The organism is Mycolicibacterium holsaticum DSM 44478 = JCM 12374 (assembly GCF_019645835.1).
Taxonomy (GTDB): domain Bacteria; phylum Actinomycetota; class Actinomycetes; order Mycobacteriales; family Mycobacteriaceae; genus Mycobacterium; species Mycobacterium holsaticum.
In genome coordinates, this window is sequence record NZ_CP080998.1 from 49,023 (window position 1) to 70,353 (window position 21,331).

General features: G+C 66.9%; 20 protein-coding genes and 1 pseudogene. 10 read left to right on the plus strand and 11 right to left on the minus strand.

Features of this window, described 5'->3' with window-relative positions; all coding sequences use genetic code 11:
* Positions 1-221 precede the first annotated feature (221 nt).
* The 3 genes from K3U96_RS00230 (at position 222) to K3U96_RS00240 (ending at position 2,994) form a co-directional block, all read left to right on the plus strand.
* Positions 222-1,097, plus strand: a complete 876-nt coding sequence (locus K3U96_RS00230) for a magnesium transporter MgtE N-terminal domain-containing protein (protein ID WP_220691691.1) — start codon at positions 222-224, stop codon at positions 1,095-1,097.
* A complete protein-coding gene (locus K3U96_RS00235) occupies positions 1,094-2,332 on the plus strand; it encodes an NRAMP family divalent metal transporter (protein WP_230982311.1) in 1,239 nt (412 codons plus the stop codon). The genes K3U96_RS00230 and K3U96_RS00235 overlap by 4 nt, the downstream gene beginning before the upstream one ends.
* A gap of 95 nt (positions 2,333-2,427) precedes the next feature.
* Entirely contained in the window at positions 2,428-2,994 is a 567-nt protein-coding gene (locus K3U96_RS00240; RefSeq protein WP_220691693.1) for a dihydrofolate reductase family protein, read from the plus strand.
* A gap of 4 nt (positions 2,995-2,998) precedes the next feature.
* Here the strand turns inward: K3U96_RS00240 and K3U96_RS00245 are convergent, their stop codons facing one another.
* The 4 genes from K3U96_RS00245 to K3U96_RS00260 all read right to left on the minus strand — a co-directional run bounded on the left by K3U96_RS00245 (position 2,999) and on the right by K3U96_RS00260 (position 8,689).
* Positions 2,999-4,183, minus strand: a complete 1,185-nt coding sequence (locus K3U96_RS00245; RefSeq protein WP_220691694.1) for an ABC transporter substrate-binding protein — start codon at positions 4,181-4,183, stop codon at positions 2,999-3,001.
* Positions 4,184-4,206: 23 nt separating this feature from the next.
* Positions 4,207-5,328 (minus strand): ABC transporter ATP-binding protein, encoded by a 1,122-nt coding sequence (locus K3U96_RS00250; RefSeq protein WP_220691695.1) that lies wholly within the window; start codon positions 5,326-5,328, stop codon positions 4,207-4,209.
* 3 nt (positions 5,329-5,331) lie between these two features.
* A complete protein-coding gene (locus tag K3U96_RS00255) occupies positions 5,332-7,200 on the minus strand; it encodes an ABC transporter permease (protein ID WP_220691696.1) in 1,869 nt (622 codons plus the stop codon).
* A 145-nt stretch (positions 7,201-7,345) separates the two neighbouring features.
* Positions 7,346-8,689 carry a DoxX family protein gene (locus K3U96_RS00260; RefSeq protein WP_230982312.1) on the minus strand — a complete coding sequence of 448 codons (1,344 nt, stop codon included), beginning with the start codon at positions 8,687-8,689 and terminating at the stop codon, positions 7,346-7,348.
* A gap of 143 nt (positions 8,690-8,832) precedes the next feature.
* Here K3U96_RS00260 and K3U96_RS00265 point away from each other — a divergent pair, with 143 nt between their 5' ends.
* Positions 8,833-9,480, plus strand: a complete 648-nt coding sequence (locus K3U96_RS00265) for a maleylpyruvate isomerase family mycothiol-dependent enzyme (protein ID WP_220691697.1) — start codon at positions 8,833-8,835, stop codon at positions 9,478-9,480.
* Between the two features lie 14 nt (positions 9,481-9,494).
* Here K3U96_RS00265 and K3U96_RS00270 read toward each other — a convergent pair whose 3' ends face one another.
* The gene (locus tag K3U96_RS00270; RefSeq protein ID WP_268928464.1) at positions 9,495-10,112 is read right to left on the minus strand and encodes a TetR/AcrR family transcriptional regulator; all 618 of its coding nucleotides are present in this window, start codon (positions 10,110-10,112) and stop codon (positions 9,495-9,497) included.
* Between the two features lie 97 nt (positions 10,113-10,209).
* Between K3U96_RS00270 and K3U96_RS00275 the strand changes: the two genes are divergently transcribed.
* On the plus strand, positions 10,210-10,905 hold the full coding sequence (locus K3U96_RS00275) for an SDR family oxidoreductase (protein ID WP_220691698.1): 696 nt from the start codon (positions 10,210-10,212) through the stop codon (positions 10,903-10,905).
* An 88-nt stretch (positions 10,906-10,993) separates the two neighbouring features.
* Here the strand turns inward: K3U96_RS00275 and K3U96_RS00280 are convergent, their stop codons facing one another.
* The 3 genes and pseudogenes from K3U96_RS00280 to K3U96_RS00285 all read right to left on the minus strand — a co-directional run.
* A complete protein-coding gene (locus K3U96_RS00280) occupies positions 10,994-11,431 on the minus strand; it encodes an SPW repeat protein (protein ID WP_220691699.1) in 438 nt (145 codons plus the stop codon).
* 130 nt (positions 11,432-11,561) lie between these two features.
* Entirely contained in the window at positions 11,562-11,687 is a 126-nt protein-coding gene (locus K3U96_RS27015; RefSeq protein WP_268928492.1) for a hypothetical protein, read from the minus strand.
* Positions 11,688-11,694: 7 nt separating this feature from the next.
* Positions 11,695-11,964 (minus strand): annotated as a pseudogene (locus K3U96_RS00285) (NAD(P)-binding protein); the annotation flags it as partial.
* A gap of 136 nt (positions 11,965-12,100) precedes the next feature.
* Here K3U96_RS00285 and K3U96_RS00290 point away from each other — a divergent pair.
* From K3U96_RS00290 to K3U96_RS00300, 3 genes are all read left to right on the plus strand, one after another.
* Positions 12,101-12,874, plus strand: a complete 774-nt coding sequence (locus K3U96_RS00290; protein ID WP_220693334.1) for a cyclase family protein — start codon at positions 12,101-12,103, stop codon at positions 12,872-12,874.
* A gap of 130 nt (positions 12,875-13,004) precedes the next feature.
* Entirely contained in the window at positions 13,005-13,433 is a 429-nt protein-coding gene (gene arr / locus K3U96_RS00295; RefSeq protein WP_069405200.1) for an NAD(+)--rifampin ADP-ribosyltransferase, read from the plus strand.
* 105 nt (positions 13,434-13,538) lie between these two features.
* The gene (locus tag K3U96_RS00300; protein WP_220693335.1) at positions 13,539-14,636 is read left to right on the plus strand and encodes a coiled-coil domain-containing protein; all 1,098 of its coding nucleotides are present in this window, start codon (positions 13,539-13,541) and stop codon (positions 14,634-14,636) included.
* 8 nt (positions 14,637-14,644) lie between these two features.
* Here the strand turns inward: K3U96_RS00300 and K3U96_RS00305 are convergent, their stop codons facing one another.
* Positions 14,645-15,412 carry a DUF1906 domain-containing protein gene (locus K3U96_RS00305; RefSeq protein WP_220691700.1) on the minus strand — a complete coding sequence of 256 codons (768 nt, stop codon included), beginning with the start codon at positions 15,410-15,412 and terminating at the stop codon, positions 14,645-14,647.
* A 52-nt stretch (positions 15,413-15,464) separates the two neighbouring features.
* Between K3U96_RS00305 and K3U96_RS27120 the strand changes: the two genes are divergently transcribed.
* Complete coding sequence (locus K3U96_RS27120) at positions 15,465-15,986, plus strand: ribbon-helix-helix domain-containing protein (protein WP_220691701.1); 522 nt, start codon at positions 15,465-15,467, stop codon at positions 15,984-15,986.
* Between the two features lie 217 nt (positions 15,987-16,203).
* Positions 16,204-17,133, plus strand: coding sequence for a DUF5996 family protein (locus K3U96_RS00315; protein ID WP_220693336.1), 930 nt, complete (start codon positions 16,204-16,206; stop codon positions 17,131-17,133).
* Positions 17,134-17,146: 13 nt separating this feature from the next.
* Here the strand turns inward: K3U96_RS00315 and K3U96_RS00320 are convergent, their stop codons facing one another.
* Positions 17,147-19,282 (minus strand): DNA gyrase subunit A, encoded by a 2,136-nt coding sequence (locus K3U96_RS00320; RefSeq protein WP_069405197.1) that lies wholly within the window; start codon positions 19,280-19,282, stop codon positions 17,147-17,149.
* Positions 19,283-19,291: 9 nt separating this feature from the next.
* Entirely contained in the window at positions 19,292-21,325 is a 2,034-nt protein-coding gene (locus K3U96_RS00325) for a toprim domain-containing protein (protein ID WP_220691702.1), read from the minus strand.
* Between the last annotated feature and the right edge of the window lie 6 nt (positions 21,326-21,331).

The window sequence follows — 21,331 nt, forward strand, 5'->3', positions numbered from 1 at the left end:
CGATGTCGCGATCGGCAGCTTGGTGATGTCTCCAATGTCGTTAGGCAGCAGCTAGGTCCAGCTGTGGCCACGCAGCCCACTCAGGTTGACGGTATGACCTCCGCCGAGCGCCCACACTCCATCGCACCGGGGCACGGCCCTGGCGCGCCGGGCTTGCGGTTCGCCAGCCGACTCCCACTCCGACACCACGAACCACAGGACGCGTCCGGCATGATCTGACTGTGCTCTCGCTCAGCGAAGTGACCGGCCGAGAGGTGCGGGGAGCCAACGGGGAGTCCCTCGGTCGAATCGGTGACCTCACGACCAGGCTAGGGATTGAGGTCGGCGCGTACCTGGTTGACCGGGTCGTGGTGCGGCGCCGACACAGACCGGATCTGCTGGTGCCGTGGACCGACATCGAATCGTTCGAGCGGACCGGCGTGTGGCTTCGCCGCAGCGACGTCGAGCCGACCTTCGCTGTCTCATCGATCACCGACGCGCTTGAGGACGAGGAGATTCTGCTCAGCCGCGACGTACTCGACACCCAGATCGTCGACGTGGCGGGGTCACGGTTGGCCCGGGTGGCCGATGTGGTGCTCAATCGAGACGCCCAGAACCGCCTCGAAGTGGTGGGCGTCGACGTCGGTATCGGTGCGGTGCTGCGGCGTTTGGGGTTGAGGCGGCTGGCCTCCCGCACCTCCCGGGACGTCGTGGCATGGACCGATCTGCACCTGACCTCGGAGCGCGGCCACTCCGTGCAGTTGGCCACGCCCCGGTCTGCGGTGCACCACCTCGACCCTGCCCAACTCGCGCTGCTGGTCAGTGAGCTCGATGTCGAGTCGGCGACGGAAGTCGTGACCTCAAGCCCACCGCGCACCGTCGCCGAGGCGGTCCGGGTTGTCCCGGCCAGCGGGGAGCGAGTGCTGCGGGCCTTGCCCGACGAGGCTGCCGAGCAGATCGTCGCGGCGATGCCGCCCGACCATGCCTCGCGCTGGAGAACCCGCCTGTCCCGCGCTCCCCGGCTACATGGGCGGCGCTTCCTGCAATTCCGGGTGTGGCCCCGTCGCCGCCACCTGCCGTCTGCCGCGCGGCACTCCAAGGCCGGATGCAACTCGTGAACACTGTGCGGCGCAGAAGATTTGCGATCGGAGGTCTCCTTGCGGTCCTCGGGCCCGGGCTGCTTGCCGGTCTGTCCGACGACGATCCAGCAGGCATCACCACCTATTCGGTGTTGGGCGCACGCCATGGTTACCAACTGTTGTGGGTGCTGGTGCTGTCGACCGTGGCGCTTGTGCTGTTCCATGGTCTGGCGGCCCCGATGGGTGTGGTCACCGGGCAGGGCCTGATCGGCCTTGTCCGGCAGCGGTACGGCGTTCGTGTCGGCGGCGCGGTGCTGACCGCGCTGGTGGTCGCCAACATCGGGACGACGTGCGCCGAGTTCGCCGGAATCGCCGCAGGCTCAGAACTATTCGGGATCAGTCGCTACGCCAGCGTGCCCGCGGCGGCGGTAATCGTGTCGGTACTGGTCCTGAGGGGCAGCTTCCACCGAGTTGAGCATTTTCTGCTCGCGGTGTCGGCGGTGTTTTTGGCCTACATCGCCTCAGGGGTTCTCGCCCGCCCGGACTGGGGGGCCGCGGCGCGGGGCATGCTGGTGCCGAGCATGCCCACCGACGCTGCGACCGTTGCGATCGTCACCGCCACCGTCGGCACGACATTGGCCCCGTGGGGGCTGTCCTTCATCCAGTCGTACGCCGTCGACAAGAAACTCCGCGTCGACGATCTTCGGCTCGAGCGCGTGGACGTCGTCACCGGAGCCGTCATGACCGGTGTCATCGGGTTCTTCGTCGTCGTAGCGTGCGCAGCGACGCTACACCGACACGGCCGTCCCATCCGCGATGCCGCCGACGCAGCGATCGCCCTTGAACCGATTGCAGGTCCCGCCGCGGCCACCTTGTTCGCCGTCGGCCTCATCGGCGCCGCGTTCCTGGCGGCATCGGTGCTCCCCCTGTCGACTGCATACTCGGTGTGTGAGTATGTGGGCGTCGAAGCCGCCGTCGACGATTCGTTCAGCAAGGCGCGACTGTTCTACCTGACCTTTGGGCTCGTCACGGTCCTCGTCGGATGCATCGTTCTCATCCCTGATGCGCCGCTGGTGACCATCCTGGTGGCCACCCAGGTTCTCAACGCGGTCTTACTGGTGCCGCTGCTGATCGTGATGATCGTGATCGGACGAGACCGCGATCTCATGGGCGAATTCACCGTCGGACGCTCCGGAACGATCGCATACGGTGCCACCACCGCGGCGGTGGTGATCTGCGTGATCGCCTTGGGGGCCACCACAGCCCTCGGCTAGCGGCGGAGCCACCCGAGGTCGGCGACGGCACCAGATCGAACAGCACGTCGCGTGGCGTCGCGATGAGCTTTGTCCTCTCGTGCAGTCTGATCTGCATGGGCAAACTCATCTATGGCTTCAACGTCTCGGTGGACGGGTACATCGCCGACGCACAAGGCAGCATCGACTGGTCCGAGCCGAGCGAGGAACTGCACCAGTACTGGAACGACTTCGAGCGCGAGACCGCCCTGTCGTTGTACGGTCGGCGACTCTACGAGCTGATGTCGGCGTACTGGCCGACCGCCGACGACGCCCCGGACGCCACCCCTCTGATCGTCGATTTCGCCCGCATCTGGCGCGACATGCCCAAGGTCGTCTTCTCGCGCACCCTTACGTCCGTTGACTGGAACTCCCGCCTGGAACGCGGTGACCCGGTCGAGGTGGTGCGCAAGCTGAAAGCCGAAACCGACGGTCAGCTAGAGGTGGCAGGCGCGACGCTGGCCGCACCGATCGTGGCGGCCGGACTCGTCGACGAGTTCCGGATCGTGCTCGCTCCCACCGCCGTGGGCGGCGGCACACCGTTTCTCCCCGCCCTGCCGTCCTGGATCTCACTGCGGCTGTTGGAGAACCGCGCCTTCCCCGGCGGTACGGTCCTGCTGCGCTACGAGGCGAAACAGGATTGATCTGTCAGCTATACGAGCTGCGCCAGAAGTCCTCCCACTCGGACTTGGTGCGGTAGTCACTGACGAGGTCGGCGCTGGGGAACGGCGCCATCTGATCCATAAAGTCCTTCACGTGCGACGGGTCATCTGGTGCGGGCACCTGCGAGTTCGCCGAGGGCTTGCCGTCCGCGAGCTGAATGCCGAAGCCCTCCTCGGTCAGCATGTAGTGGATGTAGAGCTTGGCAGCGTTGGGGCTGTCCGTCTTGGCCGCGTACGCAATTCCCGACGGGAACGACTGCAGCGCCCATGGCTTCATGCCATCGCAGAGAGCGAGGTGGTACCCCTTCTGCGCGTTGTTGCGGAACTTCGCCATGGAGATGGGACCGAAACTGGGCTCCTGCTGGCCGGGCGCACCGACCGCCTCGGAGACTTCCTCGTCGTTACGGGTCAGCTTGGGATTGTTCTGCGCGAACCGTTTCACCCATTCGTGGGCGGCGTCGGGCTGGTCCGTGGTCAGTTCCGTACCGTAGAGCTCCTTGTACGCGCTGCGCAGCGCGGCGTCGTCGTTGAGCGCCATCGTGTTGAACCAGTAGGAGTACTTGGCGTTGCTCAGCGGGTCGGCAATGGCGACGCGCCCATTGAACTGTTCGTCGGTGAGCTGCCAGATGTTGGACACCGGGCAGCTCGAGTGGACCTGGCTGTTGTAGACCCAGCCCATCGGTCCGTAGTGAACGATCAGCGGGTACTGATCCTCGGGTTTGATCGAGCCTTTCATGTCGCCGGGGACCCAGTTGACGAGGACACCCTGATCGAGTAACTCCACGGCGTAGGCGGGGAGGTCTTCGTTGATGACGACATCACCGATGACGTTGCCGGACTGGTACTCCTTCAGCACTTTGTCGATGGCGCCGAGCTCGACCTTCACGCCGGTGGCCTCGAGCCCGTACTTGGCGGCGAAGGCCTCGGCGGTGGCGACGACCTTGGTGGTCTGGTCGTAGATCGTGATACCGGGTTCGGTGCGGGCAGCGGCGATCAGCGCGTCGAGATCGAAGCCCGCCGGATCCTCGTCGGGCTGGGTCGACGTCTGCACCAGCGGGGGTGACGTGGCGTCGGTACCGGTGGGGCTGGGCGGCGCGCAGCCCGCCAGCAGGAGCGCGAGGGACGCGCCGGCAAGCGCGACGCGGCGAACGCGCGAAATGGTGCTGTGCATGACTTCTCCTTTGTTGGCGGCTATCACGGAATGGATCGGGTAGAGCTGTCCACCCGATCACCTGCGGTGTCGAACACGTGAACATCGTTGGCGGGAACCCGCATTCGGATCTCGTCGCCTGGCCGGCACGTCGGATTGACGGACGTGGTGGCGAACAGGTGGCGGCCATCGGCGACGACTTCGATGGTCCAGCTTCCGCCGGTCGCCAGGACGGCGAACACGGTGCCATCGATGGACAGTCCGTCGCCGGCAACGGGGTCGTCGCGTCCTTCGATCCGGATCGACTCCGGGCGAAATCCCACCGAACCCGGGGTCGTCCCGATGTCGGCAGTCCTCGCCATGCTGAAGGCATATGCCGCCGCGACGTGCGGCGCGGATTCGACGTCGGCGATCTCGACGACGTTGATGGGAGGGTTGCCGAGGAACTCCGCGACGAACCGGTTCCGGGGCCGGTCGTAGATGTCGACCGGTGATCCGATCTGTTGGAGTCGACCCTCGAACATCACCGCAATCCGGGTCGCCAATGTCATTGCCTCCCACTGGTCGTGGGTCACGAAGACGACGGTGGAGCCGAAATCGTGATGGATGCGTTTGAGCTCTGCCCGCATCTCCAGACGCAGCCGCGAATCGAGGTTCGACAGCGGCTCGTCGAGAAGCATGACGCTGGGGTTGACGGCCAGCATCCGGGCCAGCGCCACCCGCTGCTGCTGTCCGCCCGACAGCTGCGCGGGGTAGCGGTCGGCGTAACGGTCGATGCCCATCACCGCCATCACCTCGTCGGCGCGTCGTACCCGTTCGGCTCGGCTGGCCTTGCGCAAACGCAGACCGTACTCGGTGTTCTGACGAATCGTCATGTGCGGCCACAATGCATAGCTTTGGAAGACCAGGCCCATCTCGCGCCGCTCGGGTGGAACGAACACTCCGCGGTCGACGGAGTCCAGCACCCGGTCGTCGACGGAGATGGAACCGGCCGTCGGCTGTTCGAGTCCGGCGATCATCCGCAGCGTGGTGGTCTTGCCGCAACCGGAGGGGCCGAGCATGCACATGAAGTCACCGTGGTCGACCGTCAGATCCAGGTTGTCGACGGCATTCGTCGTGCCTCCGGGGTATCGCTTGGTGATGCGGCGCAGAGCAATCGTGGGCATCGGTCATTCACCTAATCCCCGACCGAGGTCGGCCTTCATGGTCTTCTGGATGGCGTAGGTGCCGCCGAACGCGATGGCCGAGACGATGAGCACGACGCCGTTGGCGGCTTGGGTGAACCCGAATTCGACGAGCTTGAGCGCGAACGTGGTCAAGACATCCATACCCGGTACGGTCAAGATCACCACGAGGCTCAGGCTGCGGACCCCGGCGATGAACGGCAAGAGCATACCGGTTGCCAGGGAGCGCTTTTGGATGGGCAAAACGATACCCGCCATGCGGCGCCACCAGCCGGCGCCCGCGGCCTGTGCGGCGTCTTCGAGGTCGCTGCCGAGCTGCATCATCGATGAGATACCGGCGCGCGACGCGAACGGCATCTGCTCGGCCATGTAGATCAGCACCAGGATGGCGGCCGTGCCGTAGAGCGCCGGAATGGGTCCGCGGGGTACGGCGAACAGCGACAGGTAAGCGACCGCGAAGGCGATGCCCGGCACAAGGTACGGCAGGAATGTCAACTGGCGCAATGTAGTTGCGAGCAGACGGCTGGGGGAGCGGACGACGACGTAGCCGACGAGCTGCCCAAGGACACCCGCGCACACCGCTGCGACGCCGACGATCCAGAACGTGTTCCATGCCGCTGACCACACGGCGCTGCTCACCAGGATCCCGTCGGTGAACCCCGCAGTGTCGAGGTCGTGGCCGAACCAGTACGACAGGGTGAAGTTGTCCAGGGAGAAGTCGGCAGGACGATGCATCAAGGTGGACAGCAGCAGGACGCCGATGGGCACGATCACACTGAGAACGAACGCGAGCCCGCAGAGCGCGGTGGCCGGAACCCGCAATCTGCCGAGCAACTGAATCCGGTTCGTCGACCCCTTGCCCCCGATGGTGACGAAGCGCCGCGCCTCCTTGAGGAAGTGCACGTCGACCCACAGGGACAGCAGTCCTATCACGATGATGGCGCTGGCGATGACGGCCGCGGCGCCGCTGTCCCGGGTCGAGATATTGCGGTACAGCGAGGTCGCCAGAACGTTGAAGTCGGTGGGCAGCCCCAGGATGTAGGTCACCCCGAATTCGCCGAGGACCTTCGCCAGGATCAAGGTGGCGGCCGAGAGGATCGCCGGCCGCATCAGCGGTATCAGGATGGTGCGGACGACCGTCCAGTAGCCGGCCCCAAGTGAGCGTGCCGAATCCTCCAACTGCGGGTCAAAGCGTTCGAGGGCATTGCCGAGCAACAGGATGACCAACGGCGAGAAGTACAGCGTGAAGATGATGGTGATCGGGATGCCGCCGTAGGCCAGCCAGTCGGGCGGTGTGAAGCCGATCGACTCGAGCCAACCGGGCTGACCACCCGCCGTGCGGTTCTTGAAGACCGTGCTCCACGCCAGCGCGAACGCCCATGTCGGAAGCATGTAGGGCACGATCAACGCCGTGCTGAACCAACGGCGGGCGAAGACGTCGGTGCGGGCGAGCAGCCACGCGAGCAGCCCGCCGAGCAGGAGCGACAACGCGACCGAGCAGGCGCTGACGATCACGGTGTGCAGCAGCGGCCGCCAGAACAGGTCGCCGGCGACCGGTGAGAGAAACACCCGCCAGAGGTAGTACGACGTCAGCGAACCCGCGGGCCGCTGCACGGTCAACGTGTCCCTCGGGCCGACGGTCACGCCCTGGATCACCATCGTCACGATCGGCACCACGATGAGGTAGCCGAACAGCACCAGCCCGAGCACGCCGAGAACCGTCGTGGGACGCCCAGCGGCGACCCTGAACCGGTACCGCATGCCTTGCCGAACAGATGGTGAAGCGCCCGCGGGCACAGGCGGCTCGTCGTGGACCACCAGGGGGTCCGGCGCCGCCGTTGCCCGTCTCTGCACGCGGAATCCTCGGGTTGGCTACGGCTTGTCGGACGTACCGCTGATTACGTTCGGGACAGTACCTAGCCCCAGCCCAGCGTGTCAGGAAATACAGCAAACGTCGGTGTCAGGTTCGTCGAACGCGGCAACCTGGTGCCGTGGCCCCTCAGCGGAAGTACGGATACTCCTGGATCCAGTTGAATCCTCGGTTGCGCAGGGTGAATGCCTGCAGGTCGACGCGCTCGAGCGACATCGTGACCGGTCGACCGTCGATCTGCCCGTCGAGCCGCAGACGGTCTGGGGAGGGCCGCTCGACGTCGAGCGTGGCGAACGGTGCCGGGGTCGGCTGGTCCGCCGCGGTGAGCGTGAGGGATTGACCATCGTGCGTCGCGGGGACATCGACGAGTTCGCCGGTCATCCGCTGATAGGTCACCACCCCCGGCACGTCGAAAATGACCCGCTGCCAACGGTTTACATCGGAAAGCGCAGGGGCAATCGGCGCGCCGTCGCGGATGAACTCGGTAACCGTCCAGATGCCGTACAGCTCGGGCGTGGATCGGCCACCGCCGTACGCGTACCACCCCTGCACGTTCACCAGCACGCAGCCGGCCACCACCCAGGCGCCCAGCAGCGCCTGGACGACCGCGGCGGTCCGGTTCGCCTTGTCGGATGTGAACAGCGGCGGCTGCGTCACCGGCTCTGCAGGCCGTTGCAGCACAAAGACATTCGCCAGTCGGCGCGCCTGAGGCACCAGCAGGACCACGCTGATCAGCAGAAGATGGAAGGACAAGATCTTTACCGGGACGTCGAAGGTCATGTTCAGCAGGAAAACCTGACCCATGCCGGCGAGACTGATCAGAGCGCCCACCGTCGCGGTCCGCGGCAGGAACAACAGCAGCCCCGCGCAAAGCTCCGCGGCGCCCAAGGCGATCTCATACGTCGGGGAGCTACCGACCTGCAGCCACAACACCGACGCCGGGCTCAGGTCGCCGAACGTCCGCAGCAGCGCCGCCAGCGGCGGGGCCGGCATCTGGTTCGGAATGACTTTGGCCAGCCCGTAGAACACCATCTGCCCGGCCAGGCACAGCCGAAGGAATGTCAGGAACCAGGCATTGAGCCGGCTGTAGTCGGTGCGTCGACGGTCCAGTGCCGACCACCCGATCGTCGCGACCGTGGCGATCACCAGGAGACAGAACAGCAGCATCCAGATGACGGATTGGTCGCCGCTGCCTGAATCCTGATGCAGCACAGCATCGATCCCGAAGACGTGCCGACCGACCCAGCTGAGAACGGGCTCGGCCAAGGTCATCTGCCACAGGACGGCCCGGTCGGGAAGCCACGCGCTGAGGACCCCGGTGTACACGAACAGAATCTGCGCAAACGCCAGACAGAACAAACCGAGGTACACAAAGGCGAAGCGGAACACTACCGCCGCGCCCCAGCTCCACGGATCCCGTGGCGCATTCGGTGCGCGGTGCTGAACGTCGACGAGATCCGAGGTGGAAGTCATACGCCACCACCGTAACAACGGCGCACAGCCGCCAGATGAGGCGGCTGCCGATTCCAGGGCGCGCGTCGGGCGCGCGGGCGTCAGGTCAGAATCAGCGGGATCGTCGCGCGCCTGGGCGGCCACGGCCGCGTTACCCTGGCACAGTGCGCCTGGGACCAGCGGAACGCCAGCGGGTGTTCGACGCCGTGGCGACCGAGCGGCGGTCGATCGCCACGATGATAGAAAGTCTCAGCCCCGACCGGTTGGCCACCGAAAGCCTTTGCGCTGGATGGGATGTCAAGACGGTTGCCGCGCACTTGGTGAGCGACTTCACCGACGGATTCTGGGGCTTCCTGGTTAGCGGCATCCGGCACGGCAACATCGATCGCGGAATTGACGCGCTGGCCCGCCGTCGGGCGCAGGCCTCCGCAGGCGAGATCGCCGACGCCTTACGGCGCGGTGCTGATCGCCAGCTCAGTCCGCCCGTGACCGGCCCCTTGTCGGGTCTGACCGATGTGCTGGTGCACGGTGCCGACATGCGCATACCCCTGGGACTTGCGCACCGGCCCGATCCGCACCTCGTCGCCTCGGTCCTCGACTTCCTCACCAGCCGAACGCAGTTCGGCTTCTTCCCGCAGCGACGTCTGCGCGGTATCGCGCTGCGCGACACGGATACCGGCCGAACGTGGGGCGAGGGCCAGCCGATCCACGGTCCGGGCGTGGCGGTGATGCTGGCCGTCTGTGGACGCACCGTAGCCTGCGACGAACTCGCGGGCCCCGGGTTGGCGCTGCTGAAGTCCCGGCTCACCTGATCGCGGGTGTCCGCTCAGCGGTGCCGTTCCGAGCGGCGATCGATCGCGCCATCGAGAAGGCGCTGCGCGGCCTTGCGGGCGTGGTCCCACGGCGCGGTGTCGTTGAGCGAGGTGGACAGCGAAGCAGCACCTTCGTAGAGGACGGCGAGCTGGAACCCCACCGCCTTGGGATTCGCCGCCCCCGCTTGGCTCGCGAGATCGCCCAGCCCGTCGATGAAGCTTCTCTCGTGCGCCTCGACGATCTCATGCACCTCGGGTATCTCGCCGGCCGACTCCACGGCTGCGTTGTGAAACGGGCAACCTCGGATGATCCCGCCGCCGGTAGGTGTCTTGAAGAGTGCCAGGATGCGCGCCCTGGGGCTGGCCTTGGTCGTCCCCGAATCAGGGTGGATGGGATCACCGACGCCTTCGCGGAGGTGGCGAAGATACTCCTGCACCACCGCCGTCTTGCTCGGAAAATGTTGATACAAAGTCCGTTTGGACACCGAGGCTTCGTCGGCCAGACGCTCGACGCCCGTCGCGTTGACCCCGTCCCGGTAGAAGAGCATGAGCGCGGCATCGAGGATGCGCTGGCGCGCGCCGCGCCCGCCGCCGCGCGCGGCGTCAGGTCGTTCCGCGGCCTGCTTGCTCACACCGGAAGTATACCGTTCGGTTTACATCATCGGATACCCGGTGTAGCGTCGTTCAGGTGGTACACCGAGCGGTGTACCACGGGACGAGGAGGCCGACATGACCGCACTACAGGACCAGACCGTGCTCGTCACTGGGGCCAATCGCGGCATGGGTCGCCACTACGTGACGCAGCTGCTTGATCGGGGCGTCGCCAAGGTCTACGCAGCAGCGCGCGATCCGCGCCAGATAGACGTGACCGATCCTCGCGTCGTCGCGCTGGCACTCGACATCACCGACGAACAGTCGGTGTCCGAGGCGGCGAATGTCGCGACCGACGTCAGCGTCCTGATCAACAACGCCGGTATCAGCCGCTTCGGATCCGTACTCGACCGCGATACCTCGAAGCTGCGAGAGGAGCTGGAAACCAACCTCTTTGGACCGCTGAACATGGCCGCCGCCTTCTCCGAGCAGATCGCCCGGAACGGCGGCGCCATCGTGAACGTGGCGTCGGTGCTGGCGTGGCTGCCCGTCGGCGGGACCTACGGGGTGTCCAAGGCAGCGGTGTGGAGCGCCACCGATGCGATGCGGCTGGAGCTGGCACCGCGCGGTGTCCAGGTCGTCGGGGTCTATGTGGGGCTCGTCGACACCGACATGGCGTCGTTCTCCGACAGTCCCAAGTCGAACCCGACCGATGTGGTGCGGCAGGTTCTCGACGGCATCGAGGCGGGCGCGGACGAGGTCCTCGCCGACGAGATGACCCGTGCTGTCCGCACCCAACTGAACCTGCCGATCGGGCAGCGCAAGGTGGCATGAGCCGGGGCGATCACAGCCGGACGGGCAGAGCCGTCAAGGGTGGCGCGGACCGGCACTGTGGCCGGTCCGCTCTATCGACCGCACCTCGTCAGCGTTGGGTGACCTGACGTGCCTGCACTCCGAAATACGTAGCGCCCACACCCAGCAGCAACGTCGCCACGCCGATCAGGACGTTCGACCAAGCAGTGCCGGCACTGACCGAGACGTTGTTGACGACCCATGGCGAAATGATGAGCCAGATGCCGAGCAACGGCAGTGTCCACGCCAGACCGTGGCTGCGGTCGAGGGCTACGCCGAGCCCCATGGCCAGCACCGCGATCGTGATACCGACGATCAGGTCGTTGATTGCGAGGTTGGTGGTGACGCCGAAGCCGACGATCCACGGTGACGCGGCCGCATACAGCCCGGCCAGCATGGTGAGTCCGAATGTGGCCTGCGCGGCACCGGATTCTGCAGCCCGCTCGTAGCTGGCCCGAAGCGCGAGGATGTCTGGATGGCGTTCGATTGACGCCTGAGGAGTGCTCATTTCCTTCTCCCTTCTTCCTGGGGCACAAGCGCTTTAGGGCTTGATGCCCGGTTCAGCGTTACCCCGCCAGGGGGTCCGCATACGCAGAAGACGCCACATTGAGTGTGATGTGGAACACACCGCAGTCGGCTCAGGCGGCCCCGACGGCCTCGCGCGCCCTACCGGCCAGCTGGACCGGTCCGAGCTTCTCGGCGCGGCGCCGCCCGGCGGGCAGTTCCCGCTTGCGCATGTTGCGTTCGTAATGCCAGTAATCCACCTGCTGGGTATTCCTTGATCTGGGAGTGATGCGGAAAGTCGGGGAGGTCGTCGCGCATCGGGAAGTCGCGGAACGACAGGCACTCGCGCGAGGTGTCGATGTGCAGCGACCGGTAGGCGCTGGAGTGTCCGTTCGGATTGCGGAAGGCCCAGTTCCCGCCTATCCGGTCAGAGGACTCGAAGCAGTCGTACTCGATGCCGGCGTCAGCGAGGTTCTTGCCGGTGGTCAAACCGCTGATGCCCGCACCGATGATCGCCGCCGTGGGTAAGGAAGCCATCTGCCTACCATTCTTGAACTGGGTCACCGCACACGCTACTAAGTCTTTGACAGGTGTCAAACAAGTGCTGCCGGGCGCGGGCCGGCCGGCGGATCCTGACAAACTGCAATCGGCAGAAATAAGTGGGGAGAACAGAATGCGTAGATTTGTCGACATCTCGGTGCCTTTGCAGGCGGGGATCGCATCTGACCCGCCGGGGCATCTTCCCGAGATCGACTACTACACCCACGCCGATACCGCTGCCGAAGTCGTGGGGTTCTTCCCGGGTGCGACGGTGGATGACCTACCGGATCGGGAGGGGTGGGCGATCGAACGGGTCCGGATCACCACCCACAACGGCACCCACCTCGATGCGCCCTATCACTATGCGTCGACGATGGATGGGGGCGCGCCGGCGATCACCATCGACGAGGTTCCGCTCGAATGGTGTTTGCAACCGGCCGTAAAGCTTGATTTCCGGCACTTCGAAGCGGGCTATGTGGTCACCGCCGCTGATGTCGCCCGCGAGCTCGACCGCATCGGCCACCAGCTACGGTCGCTGGACATTGTCGTGGTCAACACCGCCGCTGGGGCCCGTTACGGCGAGGCGGATTACGTCTCCTCTGGCTGCGGGATGGGTCGCGAGGCGACGCTGTGGTTATTGGAGCGGGGTGTGCGACTCACCGGCACCGATGCGTGGAGCTGGGACGCGCCGTTCGCCTATACCGCGCAGCGCTATTCCCGCGACCGGGATCCGTCGATCATCTGGGAGGGGCACCGCGCGGGACGAGAAATCGGGTACTGCCATCTGGAGAAGCTCCATAACCTGGAGACGCTGCCTGAAAGTGGATTTCAGGTCTGCTGCTTCCCGGTGAAGGTGCATGCCGCATCCGCCGGCTGGACACGAGCCGTCGCCATTTTCGACGAATAATCAGCCTCTTGCGCGCTGGGCCAACGGCGTGTCCCATGCTCACTATATGGCGCGGAGGGGGCCTTGCGGCAAGGCCCCATTCGCGCGGCACAATCTTTCGGCCCAGGAACTGCGACAGCTGGAGGTCGAAGTGTCGACACCGCCGAAACCCTTCGAAGTACACGAGTCCGGCGCATACCTACACGGCACCAAAGCCGATCTGTCCGTCGGTGATCTGCTTATCCCGGGCCGCTTCTCTAACTACGAGGACGGCCGGGTCATGAACCACGTGTACGTGACGCAGACGCTGGATGCCGCGGTGTGGGGCGCCGAGATGGCCAGGGGCGACGGTCCGGGCCGGATCTACCTCGTGGAACCGCTGGGTCCGGTCGAAGACGACCCGAACGTGACGGACAAGAAGATGCCCGGCAATCCGACCCGCTCGTACCGTACCCGCGAACCCGTGCGGATCATCGGCGAGGTAACCGACTGGACGGGACATTCCGACGAGCAACTCCAGGCGATGCGCAACGGCCTGGCCGACCTCAAACGGCGCGGGCTCGACGTCATCTACGACTAGTGCCCACCGCCGAGTGGACAGCATCAAGTCCAGTTCGTAGCCTGTCCGGGACGAAGAAGCCGGGCCGCCCGCGGTCCTCTGCAGCGAAGGATCGTGCCAAGCCCTATGACCCCGGTGCGCCAGTCACTTCGGCGAACGGTGTGCGGTTCGTTGGTCGCTGTCCTGGTGTTGGCCCTTTCGGTGGCCGGTGTGATGGCGGACCCGGCGGCTGACGCGCTGGCCAGGCTCAACGAGTTGTCCGGTCAGGCGGTGCAGGCTCGCGAGGCGGTCACGACCGCGCAACGCGATGCCGATGCGCGACTGGCCGCCCAGACCGCCGCAGAAGGCCGCCACCGCGCCGATGTGGAGGCCCTCGCGGCCGCGAACGACCAGCTTGTGCCCTATCAGGCGGCGGTCGACCGGCTTGCGGCCATGAGCTACATGAGTGGCCGCGACGGTGAGATGGCGGCTGTGCTGACCGCGGCCTCGCCGCAACAACTGATCGACAGATTGGCGGTGCAGCGGGTGGTGGGCGCGACCACCGCCGATCAGATGAAGGCGTTCCACGCGACGCGGGAGCGTGCCGCCGCCGCCGCGCAGGCGTCCGAGAGGTCGGCCGCCGACGCGCGTGCCGCGGCTGAGCGCGCCGCCGCGGTACGCGCAGATCTACAGGCCAAATGGAGTGACCTGCTGCGCCAGATCGCCGCCGCGGAGGCGCAGTACGCCGCGCTGACACCGCAACAGCAAGCGGCGATCGACAACGCGGTCCCGCCCAGCGGGCCCGCTCCCCAAGACCCGGCGATCGCCGCGATGCCCGGCCCGCCCCCCGCCGACCCGGTTTCGCCCCTCGCCGCTGCCCGCGTCGATATCCCGGAGGCGCTGCCCGTCGGCGTCGCGTCCGAGGCCGGGTTGCAGCCCAACACCATCGTGGCCGCGCGCGCCGTCAGCGCCCGGTTCCCGCAGATCGCCACCATCGGCGGGGTCCGGCCGGACTCCAAGCCGTGGCATCCTCGCGGCCTGGCGATCGACATCATGATTCCCAACGCCGAAAGCCCCGAGGGCATCGCCCTCGGCAACGAGATTCGCGACTTCGCACTCGCCAACGCGGCCCGACTCGGGTTACAGGATGTGATCTGGCGCGGCACGTATTACACGCCGGCCGGTCCGCAGGCGTCGGGGTACGGCCACTTCGACCACGTGCACATCACCACGCTGCCGCGCTGAGGACCCGGTCAGGGATGGAAGTTCCACTGGCCGCAGTCCTGGGCCAGGACGTCGTTGACGTCGACGCGGATGCCGCCGACCACCGGTCCCGGATTCGAGGCGGTGTCGATGATGCGCTGGTAAAGAACCGCGCCGGGGAAGATCTGTCCGTTCGACCACGACCGGGTCTGCCACGCCCAGACGCGGCCGGGCGTCTGTGATTTGCCGATGACGCCGTCGGCGGCGGCCCACTGACACGGCCGGATGCCGGCGTAGATGCCGGTGCGCATTACCCCAATCACGGAGTTGATCCCGCGAAACCACGGCAGCGCCAGGTCGTTCCAGGTCTGGCGGTCGATGTCGTCGTCGACGCTGAAAAAGATCGGTGCGGTGCGGCCGCCACCGGCGGCGGTGTGCAGGTGCCACCCGGTTTTCGCGTCGGCGACGCCACCGGCGTACCCGCGGGTGAAGTCCGACGGCGCCGTCCCGCCGGGCTTGCCGTACTGGTAGTTGCTGACGATCACCAAACCGGCCGCGGTCAGCGCCTTGGCGTAGGGCAGCGTGATCGGCTTGGCGCCGAACGACGAGCCCGGCCGTGAGGTCGAGACGTAGTTGATCACTCCGGCGTGGCCGGCCGCCCGGATGTCTTTCGCGGGAATCTGGCGCATGGCGAAATCGATCAGCGTGGGAGCGGCTGCCTTCGCTGCGGGTGCCTGCTTACCCGCAACGGCACCCAGACCGACCAGTGCGGACGCCGCGGCGGCATAGCGCAGCGCGTCACGGCGGGATACCTGCACGGCGCGAAGCTACCAAGGTGACTGTCCTGAAGAGCCTTTCGACGCGCGGGCGATGCCGGTTTGTGGTCGTTTCGTTGCGCGTTCGGCCAGTGGGAGGGCCTGGCGCAAGACCCGACGGCAGCTCGACAGCCTCGCGGACGCCGGCCACGACACCGTGGCACGCCGAACGCCGGTGCTGGGCACCCAGCACCTGAACCGTCGTGACCTCGAGAAGCTGCGGGATGCGGGGCAGACGATCGACCTGCGCGTGCTCGGGCTGGCGACCATCGGCGACGACGTGAACCCCGAGCATGCGTTGGCGCCAACCGACCGGTCGACGTCAAACACGCACCGCAGGCATGTCCGAAGCACTGGCGGCTGCTGCACCCGCCGGGAAGATCTGTCACCTGGTGCACACCGAGCCCGCCGGGACCCGCAGGTACGACCTCTACATCCCGACCGGCTGTACCGCCGCGGCGACGGGCGAGTCCTCGCGCAGTGCTGGATGGTGCACAGGGCGGACACGCGTGGTACGGCGGAAGCCCGGTGGGGTCTTAGACCGACCCGATGGGTCCCGACGCGTCGGCCGAGATGATCGGTTCTTTCTCGGCACGAATTATACGGTCGCGCCGGGCTTTACAGCTCCGCGACACCGAACCCGGCACAGACGGCGAAGACGCCGATGTGGGTGCCGGACAACGGTCGGCGCGGCCGATGGCTCCGTTTGGCTGCGGCCGGTGCGCCCGCGGCTCGAAGATGGACAGGTCACCCGTCGATCCCAGGGAGTAACCGTGGCCGCACCTCAGTCCGACATGGATGGCTGGCCCCGCCTGCGGGTCGAGGACTGGACCGACACACGCGAGACGCTGCACATGTGGTTGCAGATCATCGGGAAGATCCGACTGGGGTTCGCTCCGCTGCTGAATCACTGGTGGCAGGTGACGTCGTATGTCAGCGCGCGCGGCCTGACCACGTCGTTAATCCCGTACATGTCAGGCGGTTTCGACATCGAGTTCGATTTCGTCGAGCACCGGCTGCTGATCCGCACCACCACCGGTGCCACCCGCTACATCGAACTGCAGGCCATGTCGGTGGCCGAGTTTCACGCGCGCACCCTCGACGCCTTGCAGGAGTTGGGTATCGACGCACACATCCAGCCGCACCCCAACGAGGTCGCACCGGCGATCCCGTTCGCCGAGGACCACGTTCACGCGTCCTACGACGCGCAGGCCGTGCACTTGTTCTGGCGGCAGTTGCTGCAGGCCGATCGGGTTCTGGGCGAATTCCGTTCCCGGTTCGTCGGCAAGGCCAGCCCCGTGCACTTCTTCTGGGGCGCGATGGACCTGGCGTACACGAGATTCTCGGGCCGCCGGGCGCCGACCCACCCCGGTGGCGCCCCGAACGTCGGCGACTGGGTGATGGTCGAGGGCTACTCACGGGAACTGAGCAGTTGCGGATTCTGGCCTGGCGGGGGCGAGGAGGGCGCCTTCTACTCCTACGCCTACCCGGAGCCCGACGGCTTCGCCGATGCCGACGTCGAACCGCGGCAGGCCTATTACGGGCGCGCCGAAGGGGAATTCCTGCTTCCTTACGAGGTTGTCCGGGCCGCGGACGACCCCGGCGAGACGCTTCTCACCTTTCTGCAAGCCACCTACGAGGCCGCCGCCGAACGCGCCGACTGGGATCGCAGCACCCTCGAGGACGATCCCGACCGCTGGGCACCGCGCCGACGACAGCGTTGACGAGAGGGCTGGGCTAACCGGCCGGCGTCACATTCGAACCCGACCCTTTGGTCGAGGCCTTCGCGCGTTTCTCGGCAGGCACCCGGCGCTTGCCCCGCACGAACCCGGTCGGGGAGACCGTCGCCGACACTAGCGCGTCCTCGCCCCGCACGAACGGATGGAATCCGACTCCGGCGCCCCCGCGGCCCTTGACCGGAATGTCGGGCACTTCGGTGACCTTCCACCCCTTTTCGGAGACCGACAGGATCGCCTCGTCGTTGCCGCACGACAGCGGCAGCGCGGCGATCACGGTGTCCGCCGGGTCGCCGGCCGCGAGCTTCACCCCGGCCACGCCGTTGCCCGCCGCGCCCTGCGGGTTCACCGCGGCCGGGTCGATGCGCAGGATCTTGCCGCGTCGGGTCACCAGCGCCAGATGGAAACCCTCGGGCAGCACGCCCGAGCACAGCAACCCGGTGATGTCCGGTGCGACCGGGATGTCGCGGATCTTGTACGGCAGGCCGCCGCCGGTGGTGAACTTCACCCGGCCATCGGCCCACACCGCCCACCCCAGACCGGAGGTGAGCAGCTCGCCGTGGCTGTCGGAGAACACGCCGCGATCGTCGAGCCGCCAGGACGCGTTGACCTTGCGCTCACGGGGCCCGTCTTCGGCGGCGCCGGAACTGATGGGGGTGGCCTCGAAGTCCAACACGGTGCGGCGGTCGAACTCTGGGGCCTTGAACAGCTTCGCCGTTTCCACCAACTCCTTGTCGATGACCGCCCGGCGTGAATCCGGGTTCGACACCAGTTCAGTGAGTTGAGCGAACTCCTCGTCCAGCTTCTCGGCCTCGGCCTGCAGTTCGATGACATCGAGTTTGGTCAGCCTGCGCAGCTGCAGCGCCAGCACGTAGTCGGCTTGAACGGCATCGATCTTGAACCGGTCCTGTAGCCCCTGGCGTGCTTCGTCGACGGTGTCGGACCCACGGATCACCGCCACGGCGGCGTCGATGTCGAGGTGGATGGTCATCAGGCCGGCCACCAGATGCCGTCGCGCGGTCACCTTCTCCAGGCGGTACTCGCTGCGATGCAATACGACCGAATCACGCAGTGACAGAAACGCTTTGATCAGTTCGCGTACCGACCACCACCGTGGCACCCGGTTCTCGTCGAGGGCCACCAGGCTGGCGGCGAACGTCGACTCCAGCGGCGTCAGCGCCAACAGCTGCTCGCGGATCTTCTCGGCGTCGTGGCCGCGTTTGGCGGTGACGACGATCCGCAGCCCGTTGCGGCGGTCGGTCAGATCCGACATATCGGCGACGCCGGCCATTTCACCGGACTCCACCAGGGCCCGGATGCGGTCCTGCACAGTGTTACTCGCGACACCGGGCGGTAGCTCGGTGATGATGCAGTTCTTGCCGTCGACGGTTACCGTGCCGCGCACCGTGAACTGGCCGCGCCCGGTGGTGATGTACTCGCGCAGGCCGGCCTCGCCGACCACCGTCGCACCGCAGCCCCAGTCCGGGCCGGGAACGAGTTTGACCAGGCGGTCGTCGGTCATGTTCGGGGTTTTCAGCAGCGCCCGGCACGCCGCCATGATTTCGCGCGGGTTGTGGGCCGGTACCTTGGTCGCCCATCCCTCGGCGATTCCCACCGCACCGTTGCACAGCAGCACCGGCCACTGGGCGGGCAGCACCGTGGGTTCGGTCCATTCGCCGTCGAAGGTCGCCGTCATCGGCACGGCGTGGCTGTCGAGTTCGGCGGTCAGCGCGGCGCCGGCCGCGGACAGCCGCATCTCGGTGTACCGGTCCGCGGCGGGAATATCACCCTGGATGCGCGGGAAAGCACCTTGGCCGTCAATGACTTTCACGCGCTGGAAGTCGGCGGCCATCAGCGCCGCTGCCCCGTACATCGACGCCCCGCCGTGCGGGTGCAGGTTGCCGGTGACGGCCGAGCAGACCTTCGACGACTTCTGCGGTTTGTTGCCGGGCAGCAGTTTCGAGTCGTGCATCTGGTAGAGCAGGCGGCGCTGACCCGGCTTGAGTCCGTCATACGCCGACGGGATGGCACGGTCACTGACACTGTAGAGCGCAAAGGTCAACTGGTAGCGGTTCCAGTAGTCGTCGGCGCTCTGGTCGAGGACCAGCTCGGGGTTCTGCTCGATTACGGCGGTCACGTCGTACTCCTACGTCAAATCCAGCGAGGCGGTGTCGACGCGGGCGGCGATCTCAGCCATCCACGTGCGCCTGCCTTCGGGCGGTCCGCCGAACAACGTGTGGTGCAACTGCGTCTCACCGTCATCGGGATGGACTCGAATGACCGTGCGGCGCTGCGGATCCAGCACGGTATTCCAGAAGTCGTCGGCGTCCATCTCGCCGAGACCCTTGTTGCGCTGTACCTCGACCCTGCGATTGGAGGCCGCCTTCATCTTGGCGACCGCCGCGTCGCGCTCAGACTCGTCCTGACAGTAGACCCGCTGCGTGGCGTCCTTGACGACGAACAGCGGCGGCAGCGTCACGTACACCATCCCGGCCTCGACCAGCGGGCGGTAGAAGTCGAGGAACATCGAGATCAGGCTGGAGTTGATGTTGCCGCCGTCGGGGTCGGCGTCGGAGGCGAACAGGATCCGGTCGTACCGGCACAACTCGGGGTCACAACTCTCTCGCACGCCGCACCCCAGGATGCGTTCGATCGCATCGAACTCCTCTTTGGCCCGCGCCTTGCTCAGGGCGAACCCATAGACGTTGGGCGGCTTACCCTTCAGCGGGTACGCGGCCTGGAAGGTGGCGTCGCGCGCGGCCTTGATGGTGCCCAGCGCCGAATCACCCTCGCACAGGAACAGTTCGGCCCCCGAGCCCCGGCCGGTCTCCCGGCTGGGCAGCAGCTTGGGTGGCAGCGACAGGTTCGTGCCCAGCCCCTTGGCCTTCGAGGCAGCCCGGGACCGCGCCTTTGCCCCCTCGGCGCTGCGCCGCGCCCGGGCCGACTCGAGCGCCAGCTTGGTCCACAACGACACCGCGTCACCGTTGGCGGGGTTGGCCGCCCAGATGGTGACGCTGCGTGCCACATCCGGGGCCATCGCCACGTTCAACGACCGCGACGACACCGCGGTCTTGGCCTGCGAGTCCCACGACACGTCGGGGGCGCGGGTGTCCACGGCCAGCGCGGTGACGGCCGCGAAGTCCTGCGGCTCGGGGCCCTCTTCGCCCTTGGCCAGGCCCAGGTCGCGGATCCGGGAGGCCCGGTCGGCCAGCGCCTCCGAAAGGCCCTTCATGGCCGCGGTCAGGTGCGACCCGCCGCCGGGGGTCCGCACCGTGTTGCAGAAGGCGGCGACGGTCGCGGGTTCGGCCGGGCCGGCGGTGAGCGACCAACGAAACGGTGTCGGTCCCCGACCGGTGGTGTACTCGCCGCGGCCCTCCACGACGGCGCGGACGTCGGGGGTGGGGGCGCCGGCCGCCGTGCACATCAGGTCCAGCAGGGTGTCGGTGCCCCACGGGCCGTCGAACGGCTCCAGCAGCGCCGGGGGAACTTCCTCACCGGGCCAGCCTTCGTCGGTGACGATCAGGTGCACACCGGGCGAGAGCCGGGCCGCGGCGTGCGCGCGCAGCAGCACCTCGCCGATGTCCACGGTGTTGTCCGGTACGACGGCCGGGTCGAACAGAATCCGCACCGTGGTGCCGTGCAGGTCCGGTTTGCGGTTGCCGGTGCCGCGCAGCTTCTGGGTGTCGGCGCGGGTGAACGGGGCGTCCGGGTCGAACTCCTTGCCTTCGAACACCCCGGGATAGCCGCGGCCGAAGCTCTGCACATAGGTTTTGCCGGCACGGTGCACCGTGACGTCGGTGCGCGCAGAAATGAACACCGCCGCCGCGGCGCCGATTCCGTTCAGGCCGGCACCGGTGCTGGTGGCATCGGTGTGTGCGGAGAATTTCCCGCCGGCCCGCGCGGTGCCCAGCGTCTTGACGATGCCGTTCTTCTTCGTCGTCGCATCGGTGTCCACGGGCAGGCCGCGGCCGTCGTCGGCGACGCTGACCGAACCGTCGGCGTGCAGGGTGATCGTCACCGTCGAGCCGCCGTGGCCCGGCTCGGCGACCTCTTCGATCGCGTTGTCGATGAGCTCGCGCAGCGCGGTGTTGAGCACGTCGAGCCCCAGGTTCACCGCCGGCCGCAGGCGGGTGTGCTGGACATCGTCGAGCTCGGTGATGTCGGCGGCGGTATAACTCACTGCTGG